General features: G+C 73.5%; 25 protein-coding genes and 1 riboswitch. Of the genes, 13 read left to right on the forward strand and 12 right to left on the reverse strand.

Features of this window, described 5'->3' with window-relative positions:
- Position 1: 1 nt before the first annotated feature.
- Entirely contained in the window at positions 2-2758 is a 2757-nt protein-coding gene (locus tag LG379_RS01040; RefSeq protein WP_225752745.1) for a ribonucleoside-diphosphate reductase subunit alpha, read from the reverse strand.
- Between the two features lie 147 nt (positions 2759-2905).
- Positions 2906-3100, reverse strand: a riboswitch (cobalamin riboswitch).
- A 349-nt stretch (positions 3101-3449) separates the two neighbouring features.
- Between LG379_RS01040 and LG379_RS01045 the strand changes: the two genes are divergently transcribed.
- Together LG379_RS01045 and LG379_RS01050 are read left to right on the forward strand one after the other, a co-directional pair.
- Positions 3450-3599 (forward strand): CopG family transcriptional regulator, encoded by a 150-nt coding sequence (locus tag LG379_RS01045; RefSeq protein ID WP_225752746.1) that lies wholly within the window; start codon positions 3450-3452, stop codon positions 3597-3599.
- Entirely contained in the window at positions 3596-4408 is an 813-nt protein-coding gene (locus LG379_RS01050) for a hypothetical protein (protein WP_225752747.1), read from the forward strand. The genes LG379_RS01045 and LG379_RS01050 overlap by 4 nt, the downstream gene beginning before the upstream one ends.
- 146 nt (positions 4409-4554) lie before the next feature.
- Here the strand turns inward: LG379_RS01050 and LG379_RS01055 are convergent, their stop codons facing one another.
- The 3 genes from LG379_RS01055 to upp form a co-directional block, all read right to left on the reverse strand.
- Entirely contained in the window at positions 4555-5307 is a 753-nt protein-coding gene (locus LG379_RS01055) for a winged helix-turn-helix domain-containing protein (protein ID WP_225752748.1), read from the reverse strand.
- A 160-nt stretch (positions 5308-5467) separates the two neighbouring features.
- Complete coding sequence (locus LG379_RS01060) at positions 5468-6733, reverse strand: HisS family protein (RefSeq protein WP_225752749.1); 1266 nt, start codon at positions 6731-6733, stop codon at positions 5468-5470.
- Positions 6734-6794: 61 nt separating this feature from the next.
- Positions 6795-7430, reverse strand: coding sequence for a uracil phosphoribosyltransferase (gene upp / locus LG379_RS01065; RefSeq protein ID WP_225752750.1), 636 nt, complete (start codon positions 7428-7430; stop codon positions 6795-6797).
- Between the two features lie 42 nt (positions 7431-7472).
- Here upp and tadA point away from each other — a divergent pair, with 42 nt between their 5' ends.
- From tadA to LG379_RS01100, 7 genes are all read left to right on the forward strand, one after another.
- Entirely contained in the window at positions 7473-8024 is a 552-nt protein-coding gene (gene tadA, locus LG379_RS01070) for a tRNA adenosine(34) deaminase TadA (RefSeq protein WP_255632877.1), read from the forward strand.
- A 55-nt stretch (positions 8025-8079) separates the two neighbouring features.
- Entirely contained in the window at positions 8080-8964 is an 885-nt protein-coding gene (locus LG379_RS01075; RefSeq protein ID WP_225752751.1) for a LuxR C-terminal-related transcriptional regulator, read from the forward strand.
- A 98-nt stretch (positions 8965-9062) separates the two neighbouring features.
- The gene (locus tag LG379_RS01080; RefSeq protein WP_225752752.1) at positions 9063-9923 is read left to right on the forward strand and encodes a class II fructose-bisphosphate aldolase; all 861 of its coding nucleotides are present in this window, start codon (positions 9063-9065) and stop codon (positions 9921-9923) included.
- On the forward strand, positions 9920-10777 hold the full coding sequence (locus tag LG379_RS01085; protein WP_225752753.1) for an HAD-IA family hydrolase: 858 nt from the start codon (positions 9920-9922) through the stop codon (positions 10775-10777). Before LG379_RS01080 ends, LG379_RS01085 begins: the two co-directional genes overlap by 4 nt.
- Complete coding sequence (gene dhaL, locus LG379_RS01090) at positions 10774-11415, forward strand: dihydroxyacetone kinase subunit DhaL (protein ID WP_225752754.1); 642 nt, start codon at positions 10774-10776, stop codon at positions 11413-11415. Before LG379_RS01085 ends, dhaL begins: the two co-directional genes overlap by 4 nt.
- Positions 11412-12407, forward strand: a complete 996-nt coding sequence (dhaK, locus tag LG379_RS01095) for a dihydroxyacetone kinase subunit DhaK (protein WP_225752755.1) — start codon at positions 11412-11414, stop codon at positions 12405-12407. Before dhaL ends, dhaK begins: the two co-directional genes overlap by 4 nt.
- Before the next feature lie 153 nt (positions 12408-12560).
- A complete protein-coding gene (locus LG379_RS01100) occupies positions 12561-12749 on the forward strand; it encodes a hypothetical protein (protein ID WP_225752756.1) in 189 nt (62 codons plus the stop codon).
- A gap of 75 nt (positions 12750-12824) precedes the next feature.
- Here LG379_RS01100 and LG379_RS01105 read toward each other — a convergent pair whose 3' ends face one another.
- The 4 genes from LG379_RS01105 to LG379_RS01120 all read right to left on the reverse strand — a co-directional run bounded on the left by LG379_RS01105 (position 12825) and on the right by LG379_RS01120 (position 14748).
- A complete protein-coding gene (locus tag LG379_RS01105) occupies positions 12825-13166 on the reverse strand; it encodes a YciI family protein (protein ID WP_225752757.1) in 342 nt (113 codons plus the stop codon).
- 25 nt (positions 13167-13191) lie between these two features.
- Positions 13192-13662, reverse strand: a complete 471-nt coding sequence (locus tag LG379_RS01110) for a VOC family protein (protein WP_225752758.1) — start codon at positions 13660-13662, stop codon at positions 13192-13194.
- Positions 13663-13725: 63 nt separating this feature from the next.
- Positions 13726-14280 (reverse strand): dihydrofolate reductase family protein, encoded by a 555-nt coding sequence (locus tag LG379_RS01115; protein WP_225752759.1) that lies wholly within the window; start codon positions 14278-14280, stop codon positions 13726-13728.
- An 81-nt stretch (positions 14281-14361) separates the two neighbouring features.
- Positions 14362-14748 carry a VOC family protein gene (locus tag LG379_RS01120; RefSeq protein ID WP_225753324.1) on the reverse strand — a complete coding sequence of 129 codons (387 nt, stop codon included), beginning with the start codon at positions 14746-14748 and terminating at the stop codon, positions 14362-14364.
- Positions 14749-14859: 111 nt separating this feature from the next.
- On the opposite strand from LG379_RS01120, the gene LG379_RS01125 reads away from it, so the two are divergent.
- The 4 genes from LG379_RS01125 to LG379_RS01140 all read left to right on the forward strand — a co-directional run bounded on the left by LG379_RS01125 (position 14860) and on the right by LG379_RS01140 (position 18064).
- Positions 14860-15594 carry an MSMEG_4193 family putative phosphomutase gene (locus tag LG379_RS01125; protein WP_225752760.1) on the forward strand — a complete coding sequence of 245 codons (735 nt, stop codon included), beginning with the start codon at positions 14860-14862 and terminating at the stop codon, positions 15592-15594.
- Between the two features lie 9 nt (positions 15595-15603).
- Complete coding sequence (locus LG379_RS01130) at positions 15604-16170, forward strand: DUF3090 domain-containing protein (protein ID WP_225752761.1); 567 nt, start codon at positions 15604-15606, stop codon at positions 16168-16170.
- Positions 16146-16940 (forward strand): SCO1664 family protein, encoded by a 795-nt coding sequence (locus tag LG379_RS01135; RefSeq protein ID WP_225752762.1) that lies wholly within the window; start codon positions 16146-16148, stop codon positions 16938-16940. The genes LG379_RS01130 and LG379_RS01135 overlap by 25 nt, the downstream gene beginning before the upstream one ends.
- Before the next feature lie 89 nt (positions 16941-17029).
- Positions 17030-18064 carry a sigma-70 family RNA polymerase sigma factor gene (locus LG379_RS01140; RefSeq protein WP_225752763.1) on the forward strand — a complete coding sequence of 345 codons (1035 nt, stop codon included), beginning with the start codon at positions 17030-17032 and terminating at the stop codon, positions 18062-18064.
- Positions 18065-18088: 24 nt separating this feature from the next.
- Here the strand turns inward: LG379_RS01140 and LG379_RS01145 are convergent, their stop codons facing one another.
- From LG379_RS01145 to LG379_RS01160, 4 genes are all read right to left on the reverse strand, one after another.
- The gene (locus LG379_RS01145) at positions 18089-18259 is read right to left on the reverse strand and encodes a hypothetical protein (RefSeq protein ID WP_225752764.1); all 171 of its coding nucleotides are present in this window, start codon (positions 18257-18259) and stop codon (positions 18089-18091) included.
- Positions 18260-18421: 162 nt separating this feature from the next.
- Positions 18422-19240, reverse strand: coding sequence for an NAD-dependent protein deacetylase (locus LG379_RS01150; RefSeq protein ID WP_225753325.1), 819 nt, complete (start codon positions 19238-19240; stop codon positions 18422-18424).
- Positions 19241-19460: 220 nt separating this feature from the next.
- Entirely contained in the window at positions 19461-19970 is a 510-nt protein-coding gene (locus LG379_RS01155) for a GNAT family N-acetyltransferase (protein WP_225752765.1), read from the reverse strand.
- A 178-nt stretch (positions 19971-20148) separates the two neighbouring features.
- Positions 20149-20565 carry a rhodanese-like domain-containing protein gene (locus LG379_RS01160; protein ID WP_225752766.1) on the reverse strand — a complete coding sequence of 139 codons (417 nt, stop codon included), beginning with the start codon at positions 20563-20565 and terminating at the stop codon, positions 20149-20151.
- Between the last annotated feature and the right edge of the window lie 56 nt (positions 20566-20621).

The following is a 20621-nucleotide window of genomic DNA, read 5'->3' on the forward strand; positions in this document are numbered from 1 at the left end:
GTCACTGGCAGGAGTCGCACTGGAGGCGCTCCATCGGGTCCACGGGGCACGAGACCCCGTCGACGACGTCGAGCTCGGCTCCCACGGCCGACGACGGCGCCGCGGACGGCTCGACCACGGGCGCGGGAGTCGCAAGGGCGCTGCCGAAGCCGAACCCACGGCGAGCCGTGGGCGCGCTGACCGTCGGCGGGCTGATCGGCGGGGTCGTCGTTGCCGGCGCCGCGTCGCCGTTCTCGACGGTGCCGCGCTGGGCGTCGCCGCTTCGTCGAGATGAGGGATCCGAAAGCGGGGCGGGCGAGGAGGCGACCCGGCCGAAGCCGACTCGCGGTGCCGTCCGACCCGAGCCGGCTTCGCGGGACTCCGCCTTGTTGACCCGGACGGTGCTCTGCTCGGCGGTGTGCCGCGGCTTCATGTGCAGGTAGTACGTCGTCTTGACGCCCCGCTCCCACGCCGCGCGGTACAGGTCGGACATCTCCCCGACGTCCCGGGACGCGAGGTAGATGTTCCGGCTGATCGCCTGGTCGACCCACTTCTGGGCCCGCGCCGCGACCTCGACGAACGCGTACGGCGACACCTGGAACGACGTCTGGTACGCGGCCACGAGCCCGTCGGGGACACCCGGGACGGCGGCGAGGTCACCCTGCGCGGCGAGCAGGTCGTCGCGCACCTGTTCCCACAGCCCGCGGGCCTGGAGGTCGCGGACGAGGTTGCGGTTGACCTCGAGGAACTTCCCCGACGACGTCGCCCGGCTGAAGATCTGCGAGAACTGCGGGTCCAGGCCGGGCGTCGTCCCGGCGACCAGGCCGATGGACGCCGTCGGCGCGATCGCCATGAGGGTGGCGTTGCGCATCCCGCCGGCGACCTTGGCCCGCAGCGCGTCCCAGTCCAGGCGCGTCGTGCGGTCGACGGTCACCGGCACGCCGCGGTCCGCCTCGAGCCGGTCGAGCGTGTCGACCGGGACGACGCCGTGCGACCACCCCGACCCGGCGAAGGCGGGGTAGGCGCCGCGCTCGCGGGCGAGGTCCGCCGAGGCGTCGATCGCGTGCCAGCTGATGTGCTCGAGGAGCCGGTCGGCGAGCTCGGCCGCCTCGGGGGAGTCGTACGCCAGCCCGAGCTGCTCGGTGACGTCCGTGAACCCCATGACCCCGAGCCCGACGGCGCGGTTCGCCTCGTTCGCGCGCTCCGACTCCGGGACCGACGACAGGGTGATGTCGACGAGGTTGTCGAGCTGGCGGACCGCGAGCCGGGTCGTGCGCTCGAGCCGGGCCCAGTCGATCGTGAGCCCGCGCGCGCCGTCGCCGGCCGTCGGCACGAGGTGGGACGCGAGGTTCACGGACGCGAGGTTGCACACCGCGATCGTGTCCCGGTCCTGCGGCAGCGTGATCTCCGTGCAGAGGTTGGACAGGTGGATCGTGCCGGTGTTGTCGTTGAGCGCGCGGGTGTTGACCGAGTCCTTCCAGGTCAGCCACGGGTGCGACGTCGACTGCAAGGTCACCAGCATCGCGGTCCACTGCTCCCGTGCGCGGATCCGTCGGTGCCGCTGCAGCCGCCCGGACCGCGCCTCCCCGACGTAGTGCGCGTAGCGCGCCGAGAACGCCGCGCCCGTGAGCTCCACGAGGTCCGGGGTGTCGGCGGGGTCGAAGAGGTACCAGTCGTCGTCGGCGGCCACGCGCTTCATGAACTCGTCGCTGATCCACACCGCGGTGTTGGCGGTGCGGGTGCGCCGGTACGGGTCGCCGGAGTTCTGCCGGAGGTCCAGGAACTGCGGGAAGTCCAGGTGCCAGTTCTCGATGTAGAAGCACAGGGCGCCGAACTTCTTGCCGCCGCGCGACACCGCGCGCAGCGTCGAGTCGATCGTGTGCATGAACGGGATCGGCCCGGTCGACGCCGTGTTGTTGGACCGGATCCGCGACCCCTCGGCGCGCAGCTTCGTGACCGACAGCCCGATCCCGCCCGTGCCCTTCGTCAGCCACATGACGTTCCGGATCGACGTGGCGATGTGCTCGATGTCGTCGTCCATCTGCATGACGAAGCAGTTGGACAGCTGCGGGTACGACGTCCCCGCGTTCACGAGCGTCGAGCCGGCCGGCAGGTAGTCCAGGCGCGCGATGGCGTCGTAGAAGCGGATCGCCGCGGCGGTCGGGTCGTCCTCGGTGAGGGACAGGCCCATGGCGACGCGCATCCAGAACCACTGCGGCACCTCGAGCGGCCGACCGTCGGGGCCGGTGAGCATGTACCGGTTCCGCATCGTGACGGTGCCGATGTAGCGCAGCCGCTCGTCGTGGCGGTGGTCCAGCGCGGCGGCGAGCGCGTCGAGGTCGAAGCGGGTGGCGAGGCGCGTGTCGAGCAGACCGAGCTCGACGCCCTCGCGCACGTACCCGGGGAAGCGCGCCTGGTGCAGGAGGGCCAGCTCGTGGTCCGTGTCGTACCCGCCGAGCACCCGCTTGTGGATCACCTTACGGAGCAGCCGGGACGCGACGACGTCGAAGTCCGGGTCGTCCTTGACGTTCTGCACCGCGACGGCGATCGCGGCCTCGTCGAGCTGCTCGGTCGTGATGCCGTCGAACAGGGTGATGGCCAGCTCGCTCGCGACCTGCGTGACGATGCTGATCGGGTCCGGCAGCCCGGCGGTGGCGCGCTCGATCGCCCGGTTGATGCGGTCCGCGTCGTACGGCTCGCGCGTCCCGTCCCGCTTGGTCACGTGGATGCGCCCGCCGGCGGTTGCTCGTGCGGTGTGTTCGAGGTCGGTGAGGGTCATGCGCGTGCTCCCAGGACGGGTCCGAGGTCCGGAGCCCGTGGGCAGACGACGGGGGACCGTCCGACGCACGCGTGCGTCGGTGCAGCGCCGACCGCCGGGCAGCCCTCCCGCGAGGCTCCACGACCACCACGCACCGGCGGCGCGCGGACCGATGGCAGGTCTTCGGACTCGTGGGCTCGCGGACCGGTCCCGTCGGACCTGCTCGCACCTACCGGCCGTCGCTTCCCAGGTGTGCACCCAGTGCGTCTGACGGCTGTCGTTCCCACTCACCGCTGCGGGGCAGTCCCGGAGTCGCACCGGGTTCCCTCTTGCCTCACCGGGGTGGATCCCCGGTGAACCGTCGGTGCGCCCGACCCTAGCGGGGTGCGGGGGTCCAGCCACAACATCTAGCGGCGTGTTGCGGGTTCGACACCCACATCTGGTGTGTGGCCCTTCCGGCGCAGTCGTGACCCGAGACGGTTCGGCCGGCGAGCCGCGCCCTCCCGGTCCCCGGGACGGCGGACGGCGCGGTCCGCCGCCGACCCGCTCCAGGGGACACGCCCCCTCCGTTCGATCCGCCACTCTCGGTCCGATCCGCACGGTGCACCGTGCGGATCGGACGCTGGGTGGCGGATCAGACGGGAGGGGGGAAGGGGCCCGGCGGGGCGGGTGCGGTCTTGCTTGTTTGCTAGCAAGTGAGTACGGTCGACCCATGGCCGAGAAGGCGCAGTTCAACGTGTACCTCCCGCCCGACCTCATCCGTGCGGTCAAGCACCGGTGCATCGACGAGGGCCTGTCGTTGTCGGCGTTCGTCGAGCGCGTGCTGACCGCGTACCTGGAGACCGAGGAGCCCGACCGATGACGACACCCGCAGCCGCCGACGCCCGCCCCGCGACGCCCGTCCCGTCACCGGTCGTCCGCCCGATCCACTTCGTCACCGACGTCCCCCGGTGGCGCGCCTTCTACCTCGACCTCGGGCTGGAGGCGACCGGCGTCGACGCCGATGGCTGGACGGTCCTCGCCGCCGGCTCCGGCCGCCTCGCCCTGCACCATGCCGACCCAGGCGACCGGGTCGCCGGGCGGGCGCTGCTGCGCTGGGAGGTGGCGGACCTCGGCGCCTACCGGGACGCCGTCGTCGACGCGGGGGTGCCGGTGCGCGAGCTCGTGACCGCGGACGGCCCGGCCCTCGCGCTCGACCTGCCTGCCGTCGGGCGCGTCCAGGTCGACCCCGCGGAGGTCGACGACGGCGGCGCTCCCGTGGACCCCGAGGCGCTGAGCGTCGTGGGCCTGCACTACACCGACGCGACGACGGCGGCCGCTGCCTCCGCGGCGCGGGTCGGCTGGCTGCGGCGCATCACCAGCGAGACGGGCACCTGGGCGGATCTCGTCGCCGGCGGGGTCCTGGCCTTCCACGACGGCGACCGCGTCCTCGTGAACAGCGAGCCGGTGTGCGAGGTCGCCCTCGAGGTCGGCGACCTGCGACCCGTCCACGCGCGCGCCCTCGCCGCCGGGCACGAGGTCGTCCTGGTCGACGAGGCGTACGGGCGTGCGCTGCGGGTGCGGACGCCCTCGGGGACCGAGCTGTGGGTCAACGAGACCCAGCGCGACCTCTACGGCTACCGCCTCGAGAGCGCGTCCACCGCGCCGTCCGACCCGCACCCTTCCGTCTGATCCGCACCGCGCGCCGTGCGGATCAGACGGAAGGGTGCGGGTCGGACGCGGGGGTAGCTGGGCACCGTCAGGTCGGGCGCTGCGGTGTGCACTGCCGGGCCGCGCAGGGTGCCCCCCGGCGTCGCGCGACCCGGCAGTGCGGGCCCTCAGTCGGCATCCCCCGAGCCGATGAGGACGACATCGGGTGTGGGGTCCCAGCGGTACCCCACACCCCGGACGGTGACGATCCGCAGGCAGCCCCCCAGCTTCTCCCGCAGCCGTCGGACGTGGACGTCGATGGTCCGCGTCGTGCGTGCCGTCACGCTCTTGCGCCAGACCTCGCGCAGCAGCTCGTCCCGCGCCACCGCCCGGTGGGGGTTGCGCAGGAGGTGCTCGAGCAGGCCCAGCTCCTTGTAGGTCAGGGGCACGACGACGCCGCCCCGCGTCACCTCGCGCGCGTCGACGTCGAGGACGAGCGCCGGCCCCCCGGCCTCGGGTCGGGCGGCCTCCGCAGCTGCCGGCACCGTCTCCACGGCGGGCATCGCCTCCGGGCTGGTCACGCCCCAGGCGGTCTCGCGCACCGCGGCGCGCACGGTCCGACCGGCCGTCGGGGCAGCAGCGGCGCCGATCTCGTCACCGACCCGGGCCACCGCGCTGCTGAGCCGTCCTGTCGCCGTCAGGGCGAGCAGCGATCGCGACCGGACCAGCGGTCCGGCGTCCTCCACCGCGGTGAGGACGCGCCGCGCCACGTCCGCGAGGAGCGCCGTCGCGGCAGGTCCCGCCGCCGGGTCGACGGTGACGTGGAGCGCGAACGCCGGGCCGGCGACGCCGACGCCCGCCAGGGCGGGCGCAGGTCCGACCGCGACGACACCGACGGCGGCTGCCGTCTCGCCTGTCATCGTCGTCGACACTGCGGTCATGACAGGAGTGTGACTCCCGCTGGCGCCATCACCAAGGGCGATTGACGCTTCGTCTCATATCGTGGTCACGGGGGGTCGAGACCTCCGCATCCGTCCGCCTGCGCGCGGGTCACCCGGAGCGGGCCCATCCCGGACACGCCGAGGCGAGCCGGCTCGTCCGCTACGAGCGGCTCAGCTCGCGCAGCGCCCGCGGGTCGTCGGCCCGGGCGTCGGCGACGTGGGTGAACCCCTCGCCGACGAGGCCGTCGAAGAAGGCCCCGCTGACCTTCCGCGGGGGCTTCACCAGGGTGACCGCCGCGCCGTCGGCCTGGAGGTCGGCACGCAGGCCGAGCAGCTCGGCGGGGTCCTGCGGCCCGTGCAGGAGCGCGATCCGTCGCCCGTCCACCATCGGGTCCGGCAGGAGGTCGATGATGCGCTCGAAGCCGATCGAGAAGCCGCACGCGGGCACGTCGCGGCCGAGCCACTTGCCGACGACGCCGTCGTACCGCCCGCCGCCCGCGACGGACCCCGACGACCCCGCGTGACGGACCTCGAAGATCGGCCCCGTGTAGTAGCCCATCCCGCGCACCATCGTCGCGTCGAGCACGACGCGCGCCCCGGGCAGCACCGCCGCGACCGCGCGCACGATGTCCGGGAGGTCGTACAGCCCCACCTCGCGCCCGCCGACGACGACGCGGCCCGTCCGCAGCGGCTCGTCCTCGGGGCCGCCCTGGCGCTGCAGCCCCTCGACGGTGTCGAGCAGGAGCGTGGCGACGTCGTCGGGCGCCAGCTCCTTGCGCGCGATCTCCGCGAGGACGCCCTCACGGCCGACCTTGTCCAGCTTGTCGAGCGCGATGAGGGTGTCCGGGACCGCGGCCGGGGCCACGCCGGCGGCCTCGAGCAGGTCCTGGAGCACGCGCCGGTCGTTGACGAGGAGCGTCACGTCCGCGCCCATGCCCAGCGCGTCGAACGCCGCCATCGTGGAGACGATGAGGTCGACCTCGGCGAGGATCCCGGGTTCGCCGATGATGTCGATGTCGCACTGGGTGAACTGCCGGTACCGCCCCTTCTGCGGCCGCTCGGCCCGCCAGACGGAGCCGATCTGCAGCGCGCGGAAGACGGTCGGCAGCTCGGCGGCGTGCGAGGCGTAGAAGCGGGTGAGCGGGACGGTGAGGTCGTACCGCAGCGCCAGGTCGGTCGCGTCCGCGGGCAGGAGCGCCTGCTCCGGGTCGAGCCCGCGGCGCAGGATCTCGTAGAGCATCGACTCGTTCTCGCCGCCCTGGTTCGAGCGCAGGCGCGACAGGGGCTCGATGGCCGGCGTCTCGATCTCGGCGAAGCCGTTGCGGCGGTACGTCGCGCGGATCGTGTCGAGGACGGCGTCCCGCTTCGCCTTGTCCTTGGGGAGGATGTCGCGCATGCCGCGCGCGGGGACGACTGCCTTGGCCATGGGAGCCGAGTCTACGGGCGGCCGTCGACGCCTCCGGGCGCCCGCCCGGTCACGCGGAGGCTCAGACCAGGCCGTACAGGCGGTCACCCGCGTCGCCCAGGCCCGGGACGATGTACGCCTTCTCGTTGAGGCGCTCGTCCACCGCGGCGACGACGACGGTGACGTCCGCCCGGTCGCCGACGTGCTCCTCGACGACCTTGAGGCCCTCGGGGGCGGCGAGCAGGCAGATGCACGTGACGTCGCGCGCCCCGCGCTCGAAGAGGTAGTCGATGCTCGCGACGAGCGTCCCGCCGGTCGCCAGCATGGGGTCGAGCACGAAGCACTGCCGACCGGACAGATCCTCCGGCAGACGGTTCGCGTAGGTGATCGCCTGGAGCGTCTCCTCGTCGCGCTGGAGCCCCAGGAAGCCGACCTCGGCCGTGGGCAGCAGGCGGGTCATGCCCTCGAGCATCCCGAGGCCCGCTCGCAGGATCGGCACCACGAGCGGCCGGGGGTCGGCGAGGTGCGTGCCCGTGGTGCGGGCGACCGGCGTCTCGACCTCGACGGTGTCGGTCCGGACGTCCCGCGTCGCCTCGTAGGCGAGCAGCGTCACGAGCTCGTCGACCAGGAGCCGGAACGTCGGCGACTGGGTCCGCACGTCCCGCAGGACGGTGAGCTTGTGGGCGACGAGGGGGTGGTCGGCGACGTGCAGGCGCATGGCTGAACGGTACCCGGCCGACGCCGGCGCTACCGTCGCCCTGTGCGCGACCGGGAGCAGGCGTGGATGCGCGAGGCGCTGGCGCAGGCCCACCTCGCCCTGGCCTCCGACGACGTGCCGGTGGGCGCCGTCGTCGTCGGGCCCGGGGGTGACGTCGTCGGGCGCGGGCACAACGAGCGCGAGGCGACCGGCGACCCGACCGCCCATGCCGAGGTGCTCGCGCTGCGGGACGCCGCGCGGACGCTCGGGCGCTGGCGGCTGGACGACTGCACGCTGGTGGTGACGCTCGAGCCGTGCGCGATGTGCGCCGGCGCGACGGTGCTGGCGCGCGTGCCGCGACTCGTCCTCGGGGCGTGGGACCCCAAGGCCGGCGCGACGGGGTCCGTCCACGACCTCGTGCGCGACCGGCGCCTCAACCACCGGGTCGAGGTGGTCGGCGACGTGCTGGCGGCGGAGTGCTCCGCGCTCCTGCTCGACTTCTTCGCGGAGCACCGCGGGGCGGCGGACGACGCCGCGGCCGGTGCGCCCGACCGCGCCGACGGCCCGACGGGCACGCCGGTCACCCGCCAGGGTGACCTGCACCGGGACCGCTGAGGCGAGTGCCCGGAACCGGTCGCCGACGGTCCGTCACGGCCGTACAGTCCGACGTGTGAGGGTCGACGCTGACCGGACGCACCGCAGGGGCACCTCCGGCACGGGGGGCACGCCCTTCGCCCTCGACCGCGCGGTCGCCGACGTCTACTCGGCCCACGGCCTGACGCCCCTCCTGCACTCCCTGCTGGAGCACTCGGCGCACTCCATCGGCTCGGTCGCGGGCAGCATCTCGGTCGTGGACTGGGAGGCCGGGCGGTACAGCAAGCTCGCCGAGCGGGGGGTGCACTGCCGTCTGGGCCAGGCCTTCCCCCTGGACGAGGGCGCGACGGGCGCGGCGGTGAGCCGACGGCGTCCCGTGGTCATCGACAGCTACGCCCGGCTGCGCGGCGGTCATCTGCCGGCCGGTCACCCCGCGACGGACGGCGCCGCGGTGGCGGTCCCGATCTGGTGGCGGGGGGAGCTCATCGGCGTCAACGTGGCGTTCACGGGGGAGCGGCGCCGGTTCGGCGCCCGGGAGCTGGACGCGCTGGAGCTGCTCACGGAGGCGGCGGCCGGGGCGATCGTCGCGGCGGGCGCGGGCGACCCGGTGCTGGGGCGGTCGCGCTCGGGCCTGCGTGCCCGGCTGCGGCCGAACGACCTGCCCCTCGCCGGTGACGACCGCCCGCTGCTCGGCGTCGCCGACGGCTCGGGCTCCGGCCAGGTGCCCGAGCGGTCGGGGCAGGCGGCCGACGGCGTGCCGGCGTCCCCGCTGACGCCCCGCGAGCGCGAGGTCCTGCACCTGCTCGCCGAGGGCATCGGGGACCGTGCCGTGGCGGAGCGCCTGGTGCTGTCGCCCAAGACCGTGGAGAAGCACGTCGCCGCCGTGCTGCGGAAGACGGGGACGTCGAGCCGCACGGGCGCCGTCGTCGTCGCGCTGCGGAGGGGGTGGCTGGCGGCCTGAAGATGGGGGATCTCCCCCATCCGCGAGCGATCCTCCGCGGGATTGACTGGCAGCAGCCGGCCGCACCGACGCGACCGGCTGATCAGCGAGGAGGCCCCATGCCTGTGGTGCCGTTGAAGGAGATCCTGGACCGCGCGTTCGCCGAGCGGTACGGGGTCGCGGCGATCAACGTCGTGGACGACCTGAGCATCGAGGCGGTGGTCGCGGCGGCGGTCGAGGAGAACGCCCCGGTGATCCTCCAGACCTCGGTCAAGACGGTGAAGCAGTACGGCAGCAAGCAGCTCTTCGACATCGTGCACACGCTGGTCGCCGACGCGCCCGTGCCCGTGACGCTGCACCTGGACCACTGCCCGGACCGCGCCGTCATCTCCGACTGCCTCGCCCGGGGCTGGAACTCCGTGCTGTTCGACGCGCACGAGCTCGACGTCGCGGAGAACCTGCGGCAGACGACGGAGGTCGTCGCCGAGGCGCGGCGCACCGGTGCGCACGTCGAGGGGGAGATCGAGGGCATCCAGGGCGTCGAGGACGGCATCGGCTCCGACGACGCCCCGACGATCCAGAGCCTCGAGGTCGCCGTCGACTTCATCCGGCGCACCGGCGTCGACTGCTTCGCCCCGGCGATCGGCAACGCGCACGGCCAGTACAAGGCGGCGCCGGTCCTGGACCACGAGCGCGTCACCGCCCTCGTCGAGGCGACGGGGGTCCCCATGGCGCTGCACGGCGGGACGGGCCTGTCGGACGACCAGTTCCGCGACCTCGTCGCCCGCGGCTGCGCGAAGGTCAACATCTCGACCGCGCTCAAGGAGGCCTACATGAAGTCGGCCCTGGAGCACCTCGAGGGCGCTCGCGAGAAGGGCAAGTGGGACCCGCCGTCGCTGTTCAAGCACCAGCGCACGGCGGTCCTGGAGATGGCCCGGCACCACATCCAGCTGTTCGGCTCCTCGGGGCGTGCCTGGTGACGGCGCTGATCTTCGACTGCGACGGCGTGCTCGGCGACACCGAGCGGTACGGACACCTGCCCGCCTTCAACCGGACGTTCGAGCAGCACGGGCTGCCCGTGCGGTGGAGCGAGGAGGAGTACGGCGAGAAGCTGAGGATCGGCGGCGGCAAGGAGCGCATGGCGAGCCTCTTCGCGGACCCGCAGTTCGTGGCCGAGGCCGGCATCCCCGACGACGACGCCGCGCGGAAGGACCTCCTCGCCCAGTGGCACCGTGCGAAGACGGCCGCGTTCACGGAGCTCGTCGGCTCAGGCAGCGTGCCCGCGCGGCCGGGCATCGCGCGCGTCATCACCGAGGCGCTGGAGGCCGGGTGGACCGTCGCGGTCGCGTCGACGTCGGCCGAGCCGTCGGTCCGTGCGGTCCTGGAGCACGCCGTCGGGGCGGAGGTCGCGGCGCGCGTCCCGGTGTTCGCGGGCGACGTCGTGCCGGCGAAGAAGCCCGACCCGGGCATCTACCTCCTGGCGCTCGCCGAGCTCGGCCTGGACCGCGACGAGACGGTCGTGGTCGAGGACTCCCGGAACGGGCTCCTCGCGGCGACGCGCGCCGGGCTGCGCTGCGTCGTCACCGTCAACGGGTACACGCAGGACGAGGACTTCGCCGAGGCGGCGCTCGTGGTGTCGGACCTGGGCGACCCGGACGGCGACGCCGTCCAGGTGCTCGCGGACCGCGTGCCGGTGGAGGTCGGCCACCACGTCACCCTCGCGGACCTGGAGGCGGTCCTCACCAGCCCGGCCCCGCCCGCGCCGGCGCCGGGCCACCCGACCGCAGGAGACGTCAACGACCCCGGAGAGCCCGGAGAGGGAGGTGCCGCGTGAGCGGTCAGCAGGAGGTGGAGCTGGTCGTCCGGACGATCGCCCAGACCGCCGTCGACAACGAGAAGTACTTCGGGGACCTGGACGCCGTCGTCGGCGACGGCGACTTCGGGTACTCCCTCGCCCGCGGCTTCGAGAAGGTGCTCGAGGGGTGGGAGGACCTCGACCGGTCCGACCCGGGGACGTTCCTCAAGAAGGTCGGGATCGTCATCTCCTCGCGCATCGGCGGGACGTCCGGACCGATCTGGGGGACGGCGTTCCTCCGGGCCGGCGCGACGATCGGCGACGCGCAGGAGCTCACCGGCGAGCAGGCGGTGGCGGCGCTGCGGGCCGCGGCCGACGGCATCAAGGCCCGCGGGAACTCCGACGTGGGCGACAAGACGCTCCTGGACGTGCTGGTACCGCTCGCGGACCGGCTCGAGCAGGAGGTGCAGGCGGGCAGTGACGCCCGGACGACCCTCGGGGCGCTGTCCACGACGGCGCGCGAGGCGGCAGAGGCGACCAAGGACATGGTCGCGAAGCGGGGGCGCGCGTCCTACACGGGCGAGCGCAGCAGAGGTTCCGTGGACGCCGGGGCGATGGCGCTCGCGGTGATCGTCGAGCAGGTCGACCAGGCCTGGCAGAGAGAGGCGCTTCGATGAAGAAGTTCGTCAACGACCCCAAGCAGTTCGTCCCGGAGATGCTGCGCGGCATCGCGCTGGCCAACCCGGACACGCTGACGTACGTGCCCGAGTACAACCTGATCATGCGGTCGGACGCGCCGCGGGAGGACAAGGTCTCCATCGTGCAGGGCTCGGGCTCCGGCCACGAGCCTGCCCACGTCATGATCGTCGGCAAGGGCATGCTCGACGCGGCGTGCCCGGGCGACGTGTTCGCGGCGCCGCCGATGGACTACGTGTACGAGACGGCGAAGCGGCTGGCCAGCCCCAAGGGCGTTCTGCTGCTGGTCAACAACTACACGGGCGACCGGATGGCGTTCGACATGGCCAAGGAGATGGCCGACGCCGAGGGCATCGACACCCGGATCCTGCTCATCGACGACGACGTCGCCGTGAAGGACTCGACCTACACGATCGGCCGGCGCGGTGTGGCGGGGAACTTCTTCGTCATCAAGGCCGTCGGGGCGGCTGCCGAGCGCGGCGACGACATGGACGAGGTCGTCCGCATCGGCGAGAAGGTCAACTCGGTCACCCGGTCCATGGGTGTGGCGCTCACCGCCTGCACCCCACCCGCCAAGGGCTCGCCGCTGTTCGAGCTGGGCGAGGACGAGATGGAGGTCGGTGTCGGCATTCACGGCGAGCCGGGGCGTGAGCGCCGCAAGCTCGTCACGGCGGACGAGATCCTCGACGAGCTGCTCGAGGCGTGCGTCTCCGACCTGCCGTTCTCCTCGGGCGACCGCGTGGCGCTGATGATCAACGGTCTCGGCGGGACGCCGATCAGCGAGCTGTACATCCTGTTCGGGCGGGCGCACGACCAGCTGACCGAGAAGGGCATCACGGTCGGCCGCAGCTACGTCAACGAGTACTGCACGTCGCTCGACATGGCGGGCGCGTCCGTGACGCTGGTCCGGCTCGACGACGAGATCGAGGAGCTGCTCGCCGCGCCGGCGGAGGTCCCGATCCGCGTCTTCTGACCGGGCTCGGCCGGAGGTGCCGACCGGCCGCCGCCGAGCCGGCTCGTCCGCATCGCTCCACGACGACGGCGCCCCCTCGCCGGGGCGCCGTCGTCGTGCGTCGTGCTGCCGTCGGGTCCGACCGGCGCGGCCGCCCCACCGTAGAGTCGGACCATGACGACCAAGGAGCCCCGGCGACCCCTGAGGAAGGGCCGCGGCTTCGTGCTCGGCATGCTGGTCGCGGTCGGTGGAGGGCTGCTCGTCGGGTGGCTCACGGGCGAGCTGCTGTTCGGTGCCGGCGTCGGCCTGGGCGTGGGCCTCGCCCTCGGGGCGTTCCTGGAGGACCTCTTCGCCGAACGCTGAGCGGGACAGCACCCGGGCCGAGCCGGGGCGGAGCCCGGCGTGGGCTGTGCCCGCCGGTCGACCGGGCACGCTGGGTCAGGGCGCTGAGCCGGCCATGAACTCGCGGACCTCCTGACCGCAGCGGCAGGCGACGGCGATCTTCGCGGCCCACTCCAGCGCCGCCTCCCTGGTGGCCACGTCGACGACGGTGAAGCCGCCGCTGAGGTCCCTGGTCTGCGGGTACGTGTCCGCGGAGACCGACCGTTCTGCCGCCACCGTCACCGGCGCGACGTCCTCGTCGAGGCCGCCGGCGAAGACGAGGACGCCCGCGTCCCGGGCCTCGCGCACGACGGCGTGGGACGCCACGTCGACGTCGGGCATCTCGGCCGCGGGGACGTCCATCGCCTCGCCGGGGAACGAGATCAGGTACCTCGGCATGTCGCTCCTTCGGTTCGGCCGGGGATCACGCTGCGTCGGCAGCGGCCTCGAGCTCCGCGATGTCGATCTTGACCATCTTCAGCAGCGCCTGCATGGCCCGTGCGTAGCGCTCCGGGTCCTGCGCCATGTCCTCGAGACCCTTCGGGGTCACCTGCCACGAGAACCCGTACTTGTCCTTGAGCCAGCCGCACTGGACCTCCTGGCCGCAGTCGGCGAGCAGGGCGTCCCAGACGCGGTCGAGCTCCGCCTGGTCCTCGACCGTCGCCACGAGCGACACGGCCTCGGAGAACGTGAAGAGCGGCCCGCCGTTGAGCGCCTGGACCTCGACGCCGTCGAGCTCGAAGGTGACGAGCATGACGCTGCCGGCGGGGCCCGGTGCGCCCTCCGGGTAGGGGATCGTGCTGGTGATCCGGGAGTTCGGGAAGATCGAGCAGTAGAAGGCCGCGGCCTCCTCGGCCTGCGAGTCGAACCACAGGCACGGGGCGATGGAGCTCATGGTGGTCACCTCTCGGTGGGGGCCCGGCGGCGCCGGGCGACGGTGGACGGGTGCGGGCAGGCGTCAGTCGCCGGCCGGCTGGAGGTGCAGTGCGGTGATGCCGCACGCGAACGTCGTCGAGCCGACGGCGCGGAACCGCGTGCTGGTGCCCTCGGGGAAGACCGGCATGCCTCGGCCGATCGCCGTCGGGTTGAGGAACAGGTGGGCGTCGTCGACGAGGCCCGCCGCGAGGAGTCCGCGGACCAGCTCACCGCCGCCGTAGGCGATGAGGTCACCGCCGTCCGCCTCCTTGAGGGCGCGCACGGCGTCCAGGGAGTCGACGACGGTGGCGTTCTCCCACGGTGAGGTCGCGAGCGTGCGGGAGACGACGACGCGTGGCGTCCGGTTCATCCAGTCGACCGACTCCCTCGGCTCGTCCGCCGGCTCCGCGGCCCAGTGCGGGATGAAGCCCTCCGCGAGGTGCCGTCCCAGCACGATCGTGTCGACCGGCTCCATGATCCCGTTGACGTACGCACCGATGTCGTCGGTCCAGGGGAAGGTCATCCAGTCCATCGCGCCCTCGGGGCCGGCCATGAAGCCGTCGAGCGTGATCTGGGTCTGCAGCACGAGCCTGCGCAACGGGGTTCCTCTCGTCGGTGCCGCGCTTGCGGCGGCGGGTGCGGTGAGCCGTCGGTCAACCGGCGGCGCCTCGAGGGCGGGTCAGCCCATCCCCTCCATGAAGACGATCTCCCAGACGTGCCCGTCCGGGTCCGTGACGCTGTGCCCGTACATGCCCTCCTCGGTGTACGGCCGGCGGGCCTTGCCGCCGTGGGCGACGGCGCGCTCGACGAACTGGTCCACCTCCTCCCGGCTGGTGGCCGACAGGGCGTTGAGCACCTCGGTCGTGGAGTGCGCGTCGGCGACCTGGGTGCCCTGGAGGAAGTCCTGGAAGCGCGGGCGCTCCAGCAGCATGACGACGATCTCGTCGGAGACGACGATCGCCGTCACCTGCTCGTCGGAGAACTGCTCGTTCACGGTGAAGCCGAGGCCGGTGTAGAAGGCACGTGACACCTTCACGTCGCTCACCGGCAGGTTGACGAAGATCATGCGGCTCACGGTTCTGCCCCTTCCCTCTCGGCCCCGTGGTGCGGAGCCTCTCGTCCGGTACTGACACGCGCCGCCGTCGGAAATCATCGGGCACGTGCCTAGGCTGCGGGGATGGCCACCGTCCTCCTCGTCCGGCACGGACGCACGACCGCGAACACCGCCGGTGTGCTGGCCGGGCGGGCGGCAGGGGTGCTGCTGGACGACGTCGGGCGGACGCAGGCGGAGCGCACCGCGGGGCGCCTGACCGGCATCCCCCTCGTCGGCGTGGTGTCGAGCCCGCTGGAGCGCTGCCGCCAGACCGCGCAGGCGATCCTCGACCGCCAGACCGACGCGTCGGCGATGACGGTCGACGACGCCCTCACCGAGTGCGACTACGGGCGGTGGCAGGGACGGTCGCTGGCGGAGCTGGCGAAGGAGGCCCTGTGGTCCGTGGTGCAGAGCCACCCGTCGGCGGCCGCGTTCCCCGACGGCGAGTCGCTGGCCGCGATGCATGCGCGCGCGGTCGCCGCCGTGCGTCGGCACGACGCCGCGTTCGAGGCGCAGCACGGGCCCACCGCGGTCTGGGCGGCGGTCAGCCACGGTGACGTCATCAAGGCCGTCCTGGCCGACGCGCTCGGCATGCACCTGGATTTGTTCCAGCGGCTCACCGTCGGTCCGGCGTCGGTGTCCGTCGTCCGGTACGGGAGGAGCCGGCCGGACGTCGTCGCCACCAACACCGACGCCGGCGACCTCGGGTGGCTCGCCGCGGCGGCCCCGGTCGGCGACGCCCCGGTCGGGGGCGGTGCCGGGCCCGGCCCGGCGGTCGACGACGGCGCCCCGGGGAGCCCCTCAGGTCAGCCCTCGTAGACTGCGACCATGCCCGACAGGCCCACGATCGTCCACGAGTTCGACTGGCCGGACCGTGTCGTCGTCGGCACCGTCGGTCGGCCGGGGGAACGCACCTTCTACCTGCAGGCCCGCACCGGACCCCGCTCCACCAGCGTCGTGCTGGAGAAGGAGCAGTCGGCGGTGCTGGCGGACAAGCTCGACGAGCTGCTGGGCGCACTGGCCGCCGACCCCCGCAGCGGCGTGACCGTCCCCGCGGAGACGCCCGCCGAGCTCGTCGACGACGACCCCCTGGACCAGCCGGTCGAGGAGGAGTTCCGGGTCGGGACGATGCGCCTGAGCTGGGACCCGCGGACCGCGCAGGTCGTCATCGAGGCGCACCCGCTCGTGCTGCCGGACGAGGACGACGGCGACGAGCCCGAGCCGGACGACGACGAGCCGGCCGAGAAGCTCGTCGTCCGCATCCCGGTCGGGACGGCGCGCGCGTTCGTGCAGCGCACCCGTCAGGTGGTCCGCGCGGGACGGCCGGCGTGCCCCTTCTGCGGGCAGCCGGTCGACGAGGACGGCCACGTGTGCCCGCCCCCCCAGGCCGTGTGACGGCGGCCGGGACCGACCTCGACGGCGGCGAGCTCGAGCTCGTCGGCCGGATCACGGTCGCGTCGAACGCGACGTTCGTCGGCCGCATCGGTGAGGTCGCCGTCGTCTACAAGCCCGTGGCCGGCGAACGGCCGCTGTGGGACTTCCCGGACGGGACCCTGGCGCGCCGGGAGGTCGCCGCGTACGCGGTCTCCGAGAAGCTCGGCTGGGGCATCGTGCCCCGCACGTGGCTGCGGGACGGACCCCTCGGGCCCGGCATGGTGCAGGTCTGGCACGAGCCGGACGCGGAGCAGGACCCGGTCGACCTCCTTCCCGCGTCGGACGTGCCCGCACAGGGCTGGCGCACCGTGCTGGAGGGTTCCGACGACGAGGGGCGGCCCGTCGCGCTGGTCCACGAGGACTCGGTGGCGCTGCGCCGCATGGCCGTCCTCGACGTCGTCGTCAACAACGCGGACCGCAAGGGCGGCCACGTGCTCCCCCTGCCGGACGGGCGCCGCCTCGGCGTGGACCACGGCGTGACGTTCCACGTCGAGCCGAAGCTGCGGACCGTGCTGTGGGGCTGGGTCGGCGAGCCGCTCGACCCCGAGGAGTCGGCCGGCGTCGAGCGTGTGCGGTCCTCGCTCAGCGGGGACCTGGGGGAGCGGCTGTCGGGGCTGCTGGACGAGACGGAGCTCTCCGCCCTGACCGCACGGTGCGAGCGGCTGATCGGCGACGGCGTGTTCCCGGCGCCGGAGACCGTGATGTCACCGGTGCCGTGGCCCTTGTTCTGACCCGTCCGTGAGGCGGCGCGCTGCGTGGGCGAAGTCGATCACGCACGCCCCCTCCCGCCGTGTCGGAGGCCGGGGGTACGGTCACGAAGGTGACCACAACTGTGACGGAGGACACGTTCCTCGAGATGGTCCAGCCCCTGCGTCGGGAGCTGGTGGCGCACTGCTACCGCATGGTGGGCTCCGTCCAGGAGGCGGAGGACCTGGTCCAGGAGACGTACCTGCGCGCGTGGCGGTCGTTCCACGGCTTCGAGAACCGCTCGTCGGTGCGGACCTGGATGTACCGGATCGCGACCAACACGTGCCTGACGGCCCTGGAGGGACGGTCCCGCCGGCCCCTGCCCACGGGCCTCGGTGCCCCGCCGGGGGACCCGACGGCGGAGCTGCGCACGCGACCGGAGGTGTCGTGGCTGGAGCCGCTGCCGGACGCCGTCGTCTGGGGCGCGGCACCGGCGGACCCCGGTGACGTCGCGCTGGCGCGGGACACCGTGCGGCTGGCCTTCGTGGCGGCGCTCCAGCACCTCACCGCTCAGCAGCGGGCCGCGCTGCTGCTCAAGGACGTGCTGTGCTGGCAGGCGTCGGAGATCGCCGAGGCCCTCGGCCTGTCCGTCGCCTCGGTCAACAGCAGCCTGCAGCGCGCGCGGGCGCACCTCGCCAAGCTGGACGAGGACGCGACGCCGCGGCTGGCCGACGACGACCCACGTCTGCGCCACCTCCTCGACGCGTACGTCGAGGCGTTCGAGGCCTACGACGTCCAGCGGATCGTCCAGCTCCTCACCGCCGACGCCGAGTGGGAGATGCCCCCGTTCGAGGAGTGGTACCGCGGGGCGGAGGACATCGGGCGTCTCATCAGGACCCAGTGCCCGGCGCAGGCTGCGGGGGACATGCGGCTGCTGCTCACGCGCGCGAACGGCGCCCCGGCGGTCGGCATGTACATGCGCGGCCCCGACGGCGTGCACCGCGCCTTCCAGCTCCAGCACCTGACGGTGACGCCGGACGGCGTGTCGGCGGTGACGGTCTGGTTCGACACGGACCTGTTCAGGCGGTTCGGCCTCCCGGACCACCTGGGTCCGGAGGGCGAGGTCGCCGCCCTCGCGCCGGGGGAGGCCCCGCACTGCGGCCTCTGACGGAGCGCGGCCTCTGACGGAGCGTCAGTCGTCCCCGCCTTCCTCCATCTCGCCCTCCTGCTCGAGGCCGGGCTCCTCGATCTCCGCCTCGCCCTCGCATCCGGCAGCCATCGTGAGGGGCAGGGCCACCACGAGGGCCGCTCCGGCCATCAGGCGGCGAGTGCGGGCGGTGCGGGGGAGTGCTGAGCGGGTCATCGTCGTCTCCAGGTGAGGTCGGTGGTGACTGCCTGTCCGACCCACTGTCGCGCTGCTGGGAGCGACGCGCGACAGCAACGGGCTCCACGGAGCGGCTGCAGGGGTCGGGGCCGAGGCTCGCGGCGCGGGCGTCGACAGCTCGACGCGCCGACCGCACAGGGTTCACCGCAGGGCGAGGCGGTCCGCGAGCACGGGGAGGACCTGCGACGTGCCGGCGTGGATGCGCAGGGTCGCGTCGACGTCGGCGCGCGTCGCCCCGCGGTTGACGATGACCACGGGCCGCCCGGACCGCACGGCGTGCCGCACGAACCGCAGCCCGGACATGACGGCCAGGGAGGATCCCGCGACGAGGAGGGCGTCGGCCTCGTCGACGAGGGCGTAGGCGCGCTCGACGCGCTCCTTCGGCACGGACTCCCCGAAGTAGACGATGTCGGGCTTGATCGTCCCGCCGCAGCGCTCGCAGTCGGCGACGCGGAAGCCCTCGGTGGACTCGATGACGGCGTCCGCGTCCGGAGCGATCTCGACGTCCGCCACGGCGCCGACCGCCTCCGCGAAGCCAGGGTTCAGGGCCTCGAGCCGGTGGGCCAACGCGTCGCGCGTGGTCCGGTCGCCGCACTCGAGGCAGACGATCTCCGCGTAGGTGCCGTGCAGGTCGATGACGGCTCGGCTCCCGGCGAGCGTGTGCAGCCGGTCCACGTTCTGCGTGATGAGACCGACGGCGACGCCCGCGGCCTCCATCCGGGCGACCGCGTCGTGCCCGGCATTGGGGCGGGTGCGGTGCACGTACCGCCAGCCGACGTGGTTGCGCGCCCAGTAGGTGCGGCGGAACGCCGGGTCGGAGACGAACTGCTGGTAGGTCATCGGCCGACGCGGCGGGGAACCGGGGCCGCGGTAGTCGGGGATCCCGGAGTCCGTCGAGATCCCCGCGCCGGTGAGCACGGCCAGGCGCGCGCCGCGCAGGAGGTCGATCGCGGCCGGCAGCCCGGTCTCCGCGTCGTGCGGGGGCGTCGGCGCCGGAACGAAGCGCGGGGCGACCTGGCGCGGCAGCGCGCGCGCCGCCGGCCGGTCGGTCGGGGTGCCGACCGAGGACACGTCCGGGCGCGCGGCTCCTGTGGACGGCGCGGCGGCGTGGCTCACCGCGTCAGGGTAGGCGGCGGCGCTGAGGGCCGCCTGGCACCGCGCGGCGCCGTCGGCCCGGTCCTCAGGCCCCGTCGCCGGGCCGGTCCTGCAGCGCGGCCCACTGGGCGAAGGTGAGGTCCCGGCCGATGATCGTCGGGGTGCGGAACGGCCACGAGTCGGCGACCCAGCGCGGCAGGTCCTCCGCGAGGGTGCGCTCCAGGTCCGTGCCGACGGCGTCGTCGACGACCCACCACGCGATCTCGGCGTCGGCTCCGGGAACCGTGTCGGGCGGGTCGACGTAGACGCAACCCAGCAGCTGCGTCTCCTCCGCGTCCAGCACGGCGTAGTTGTAGGACGAGCGCTTCCGCATCTCGTCCTCGTGGTACTCCAGGTCCTCGAGGTCCTGCTCGCGCGTCATCGTCGCGGGCGGCCAGCCCCAGACGGGGCCGAAGAGGCTGAACAGCCGTTCCTGCGACCCCATGACGGCGACCATGTCGATGTCGACGTCGGCCGCACGGATCGGCCGGAGGTGGTGGCCCGTCGCCAGGTCCAGTCGCGCAGGGGGCTCGAAGTCGTCGGGGAGCCAGCTCATGGACGGACGGTATCCCCGCTGCCCGCCGCTCCCCGTCGCCTTTCTCGACCATTCCGCGACCTGGGTGACCGAATGGTCGAGAAGCGCGATGTCCGGACGTCGGGGGCGCGAGGCGGCGATGCGGGAGGCGCGAGGCGGGCCGTGCCGGGGGGCGCGGCGGGCGGCGGGGGCTGGAGGGTCAGTCGGTGACGACCTCGCCACCCTCGCCCGCCCACGCGACGATGCCGCCCTGGAGGTCGTAGACGTCGGTGAAGCCGAGGTCGACCATGCGGTCCGTCGCGACGCCGGACCGGTTCGACGTCTGGCAGTACACGAGGTACCTGCCGTCCTTCGGCAGCCGGCCGACCGCGTCGGCGAAGTCCGGGGCAGAGCTGTCGATGTTGACGGCATCCGGCAGGTGCCCGGCCGCGAACTCCTGCGGCGTCCGGACGTCGAGGACCGTGACGTCGGGGTCGTCCGCGAGCTCGGCGAAGGCGGTGGGGCCCACGTCGGTGACCGAGACAGCCGACGACGCGCCGTCCTCGGCTCCGCAGGCGGTGAGGCCGCCGACCGCCAGGAGTGCAGCGACGGCGAGGGGGAGGAGGCGACGACGCATACTCGGGAGGGTATCAAGAGGATGCTCGTGCGGTCAGCCGGTTGCTCTACCGTGGC

The organism is Actinotalea sp. Marseille-Q4924 (assembly GCF_916618755.1).
GTDB lineage: Bacteria > Actinomycetota > Actinomycetes > Actinomycetales > Cellulomonadaceae > Actinotalea.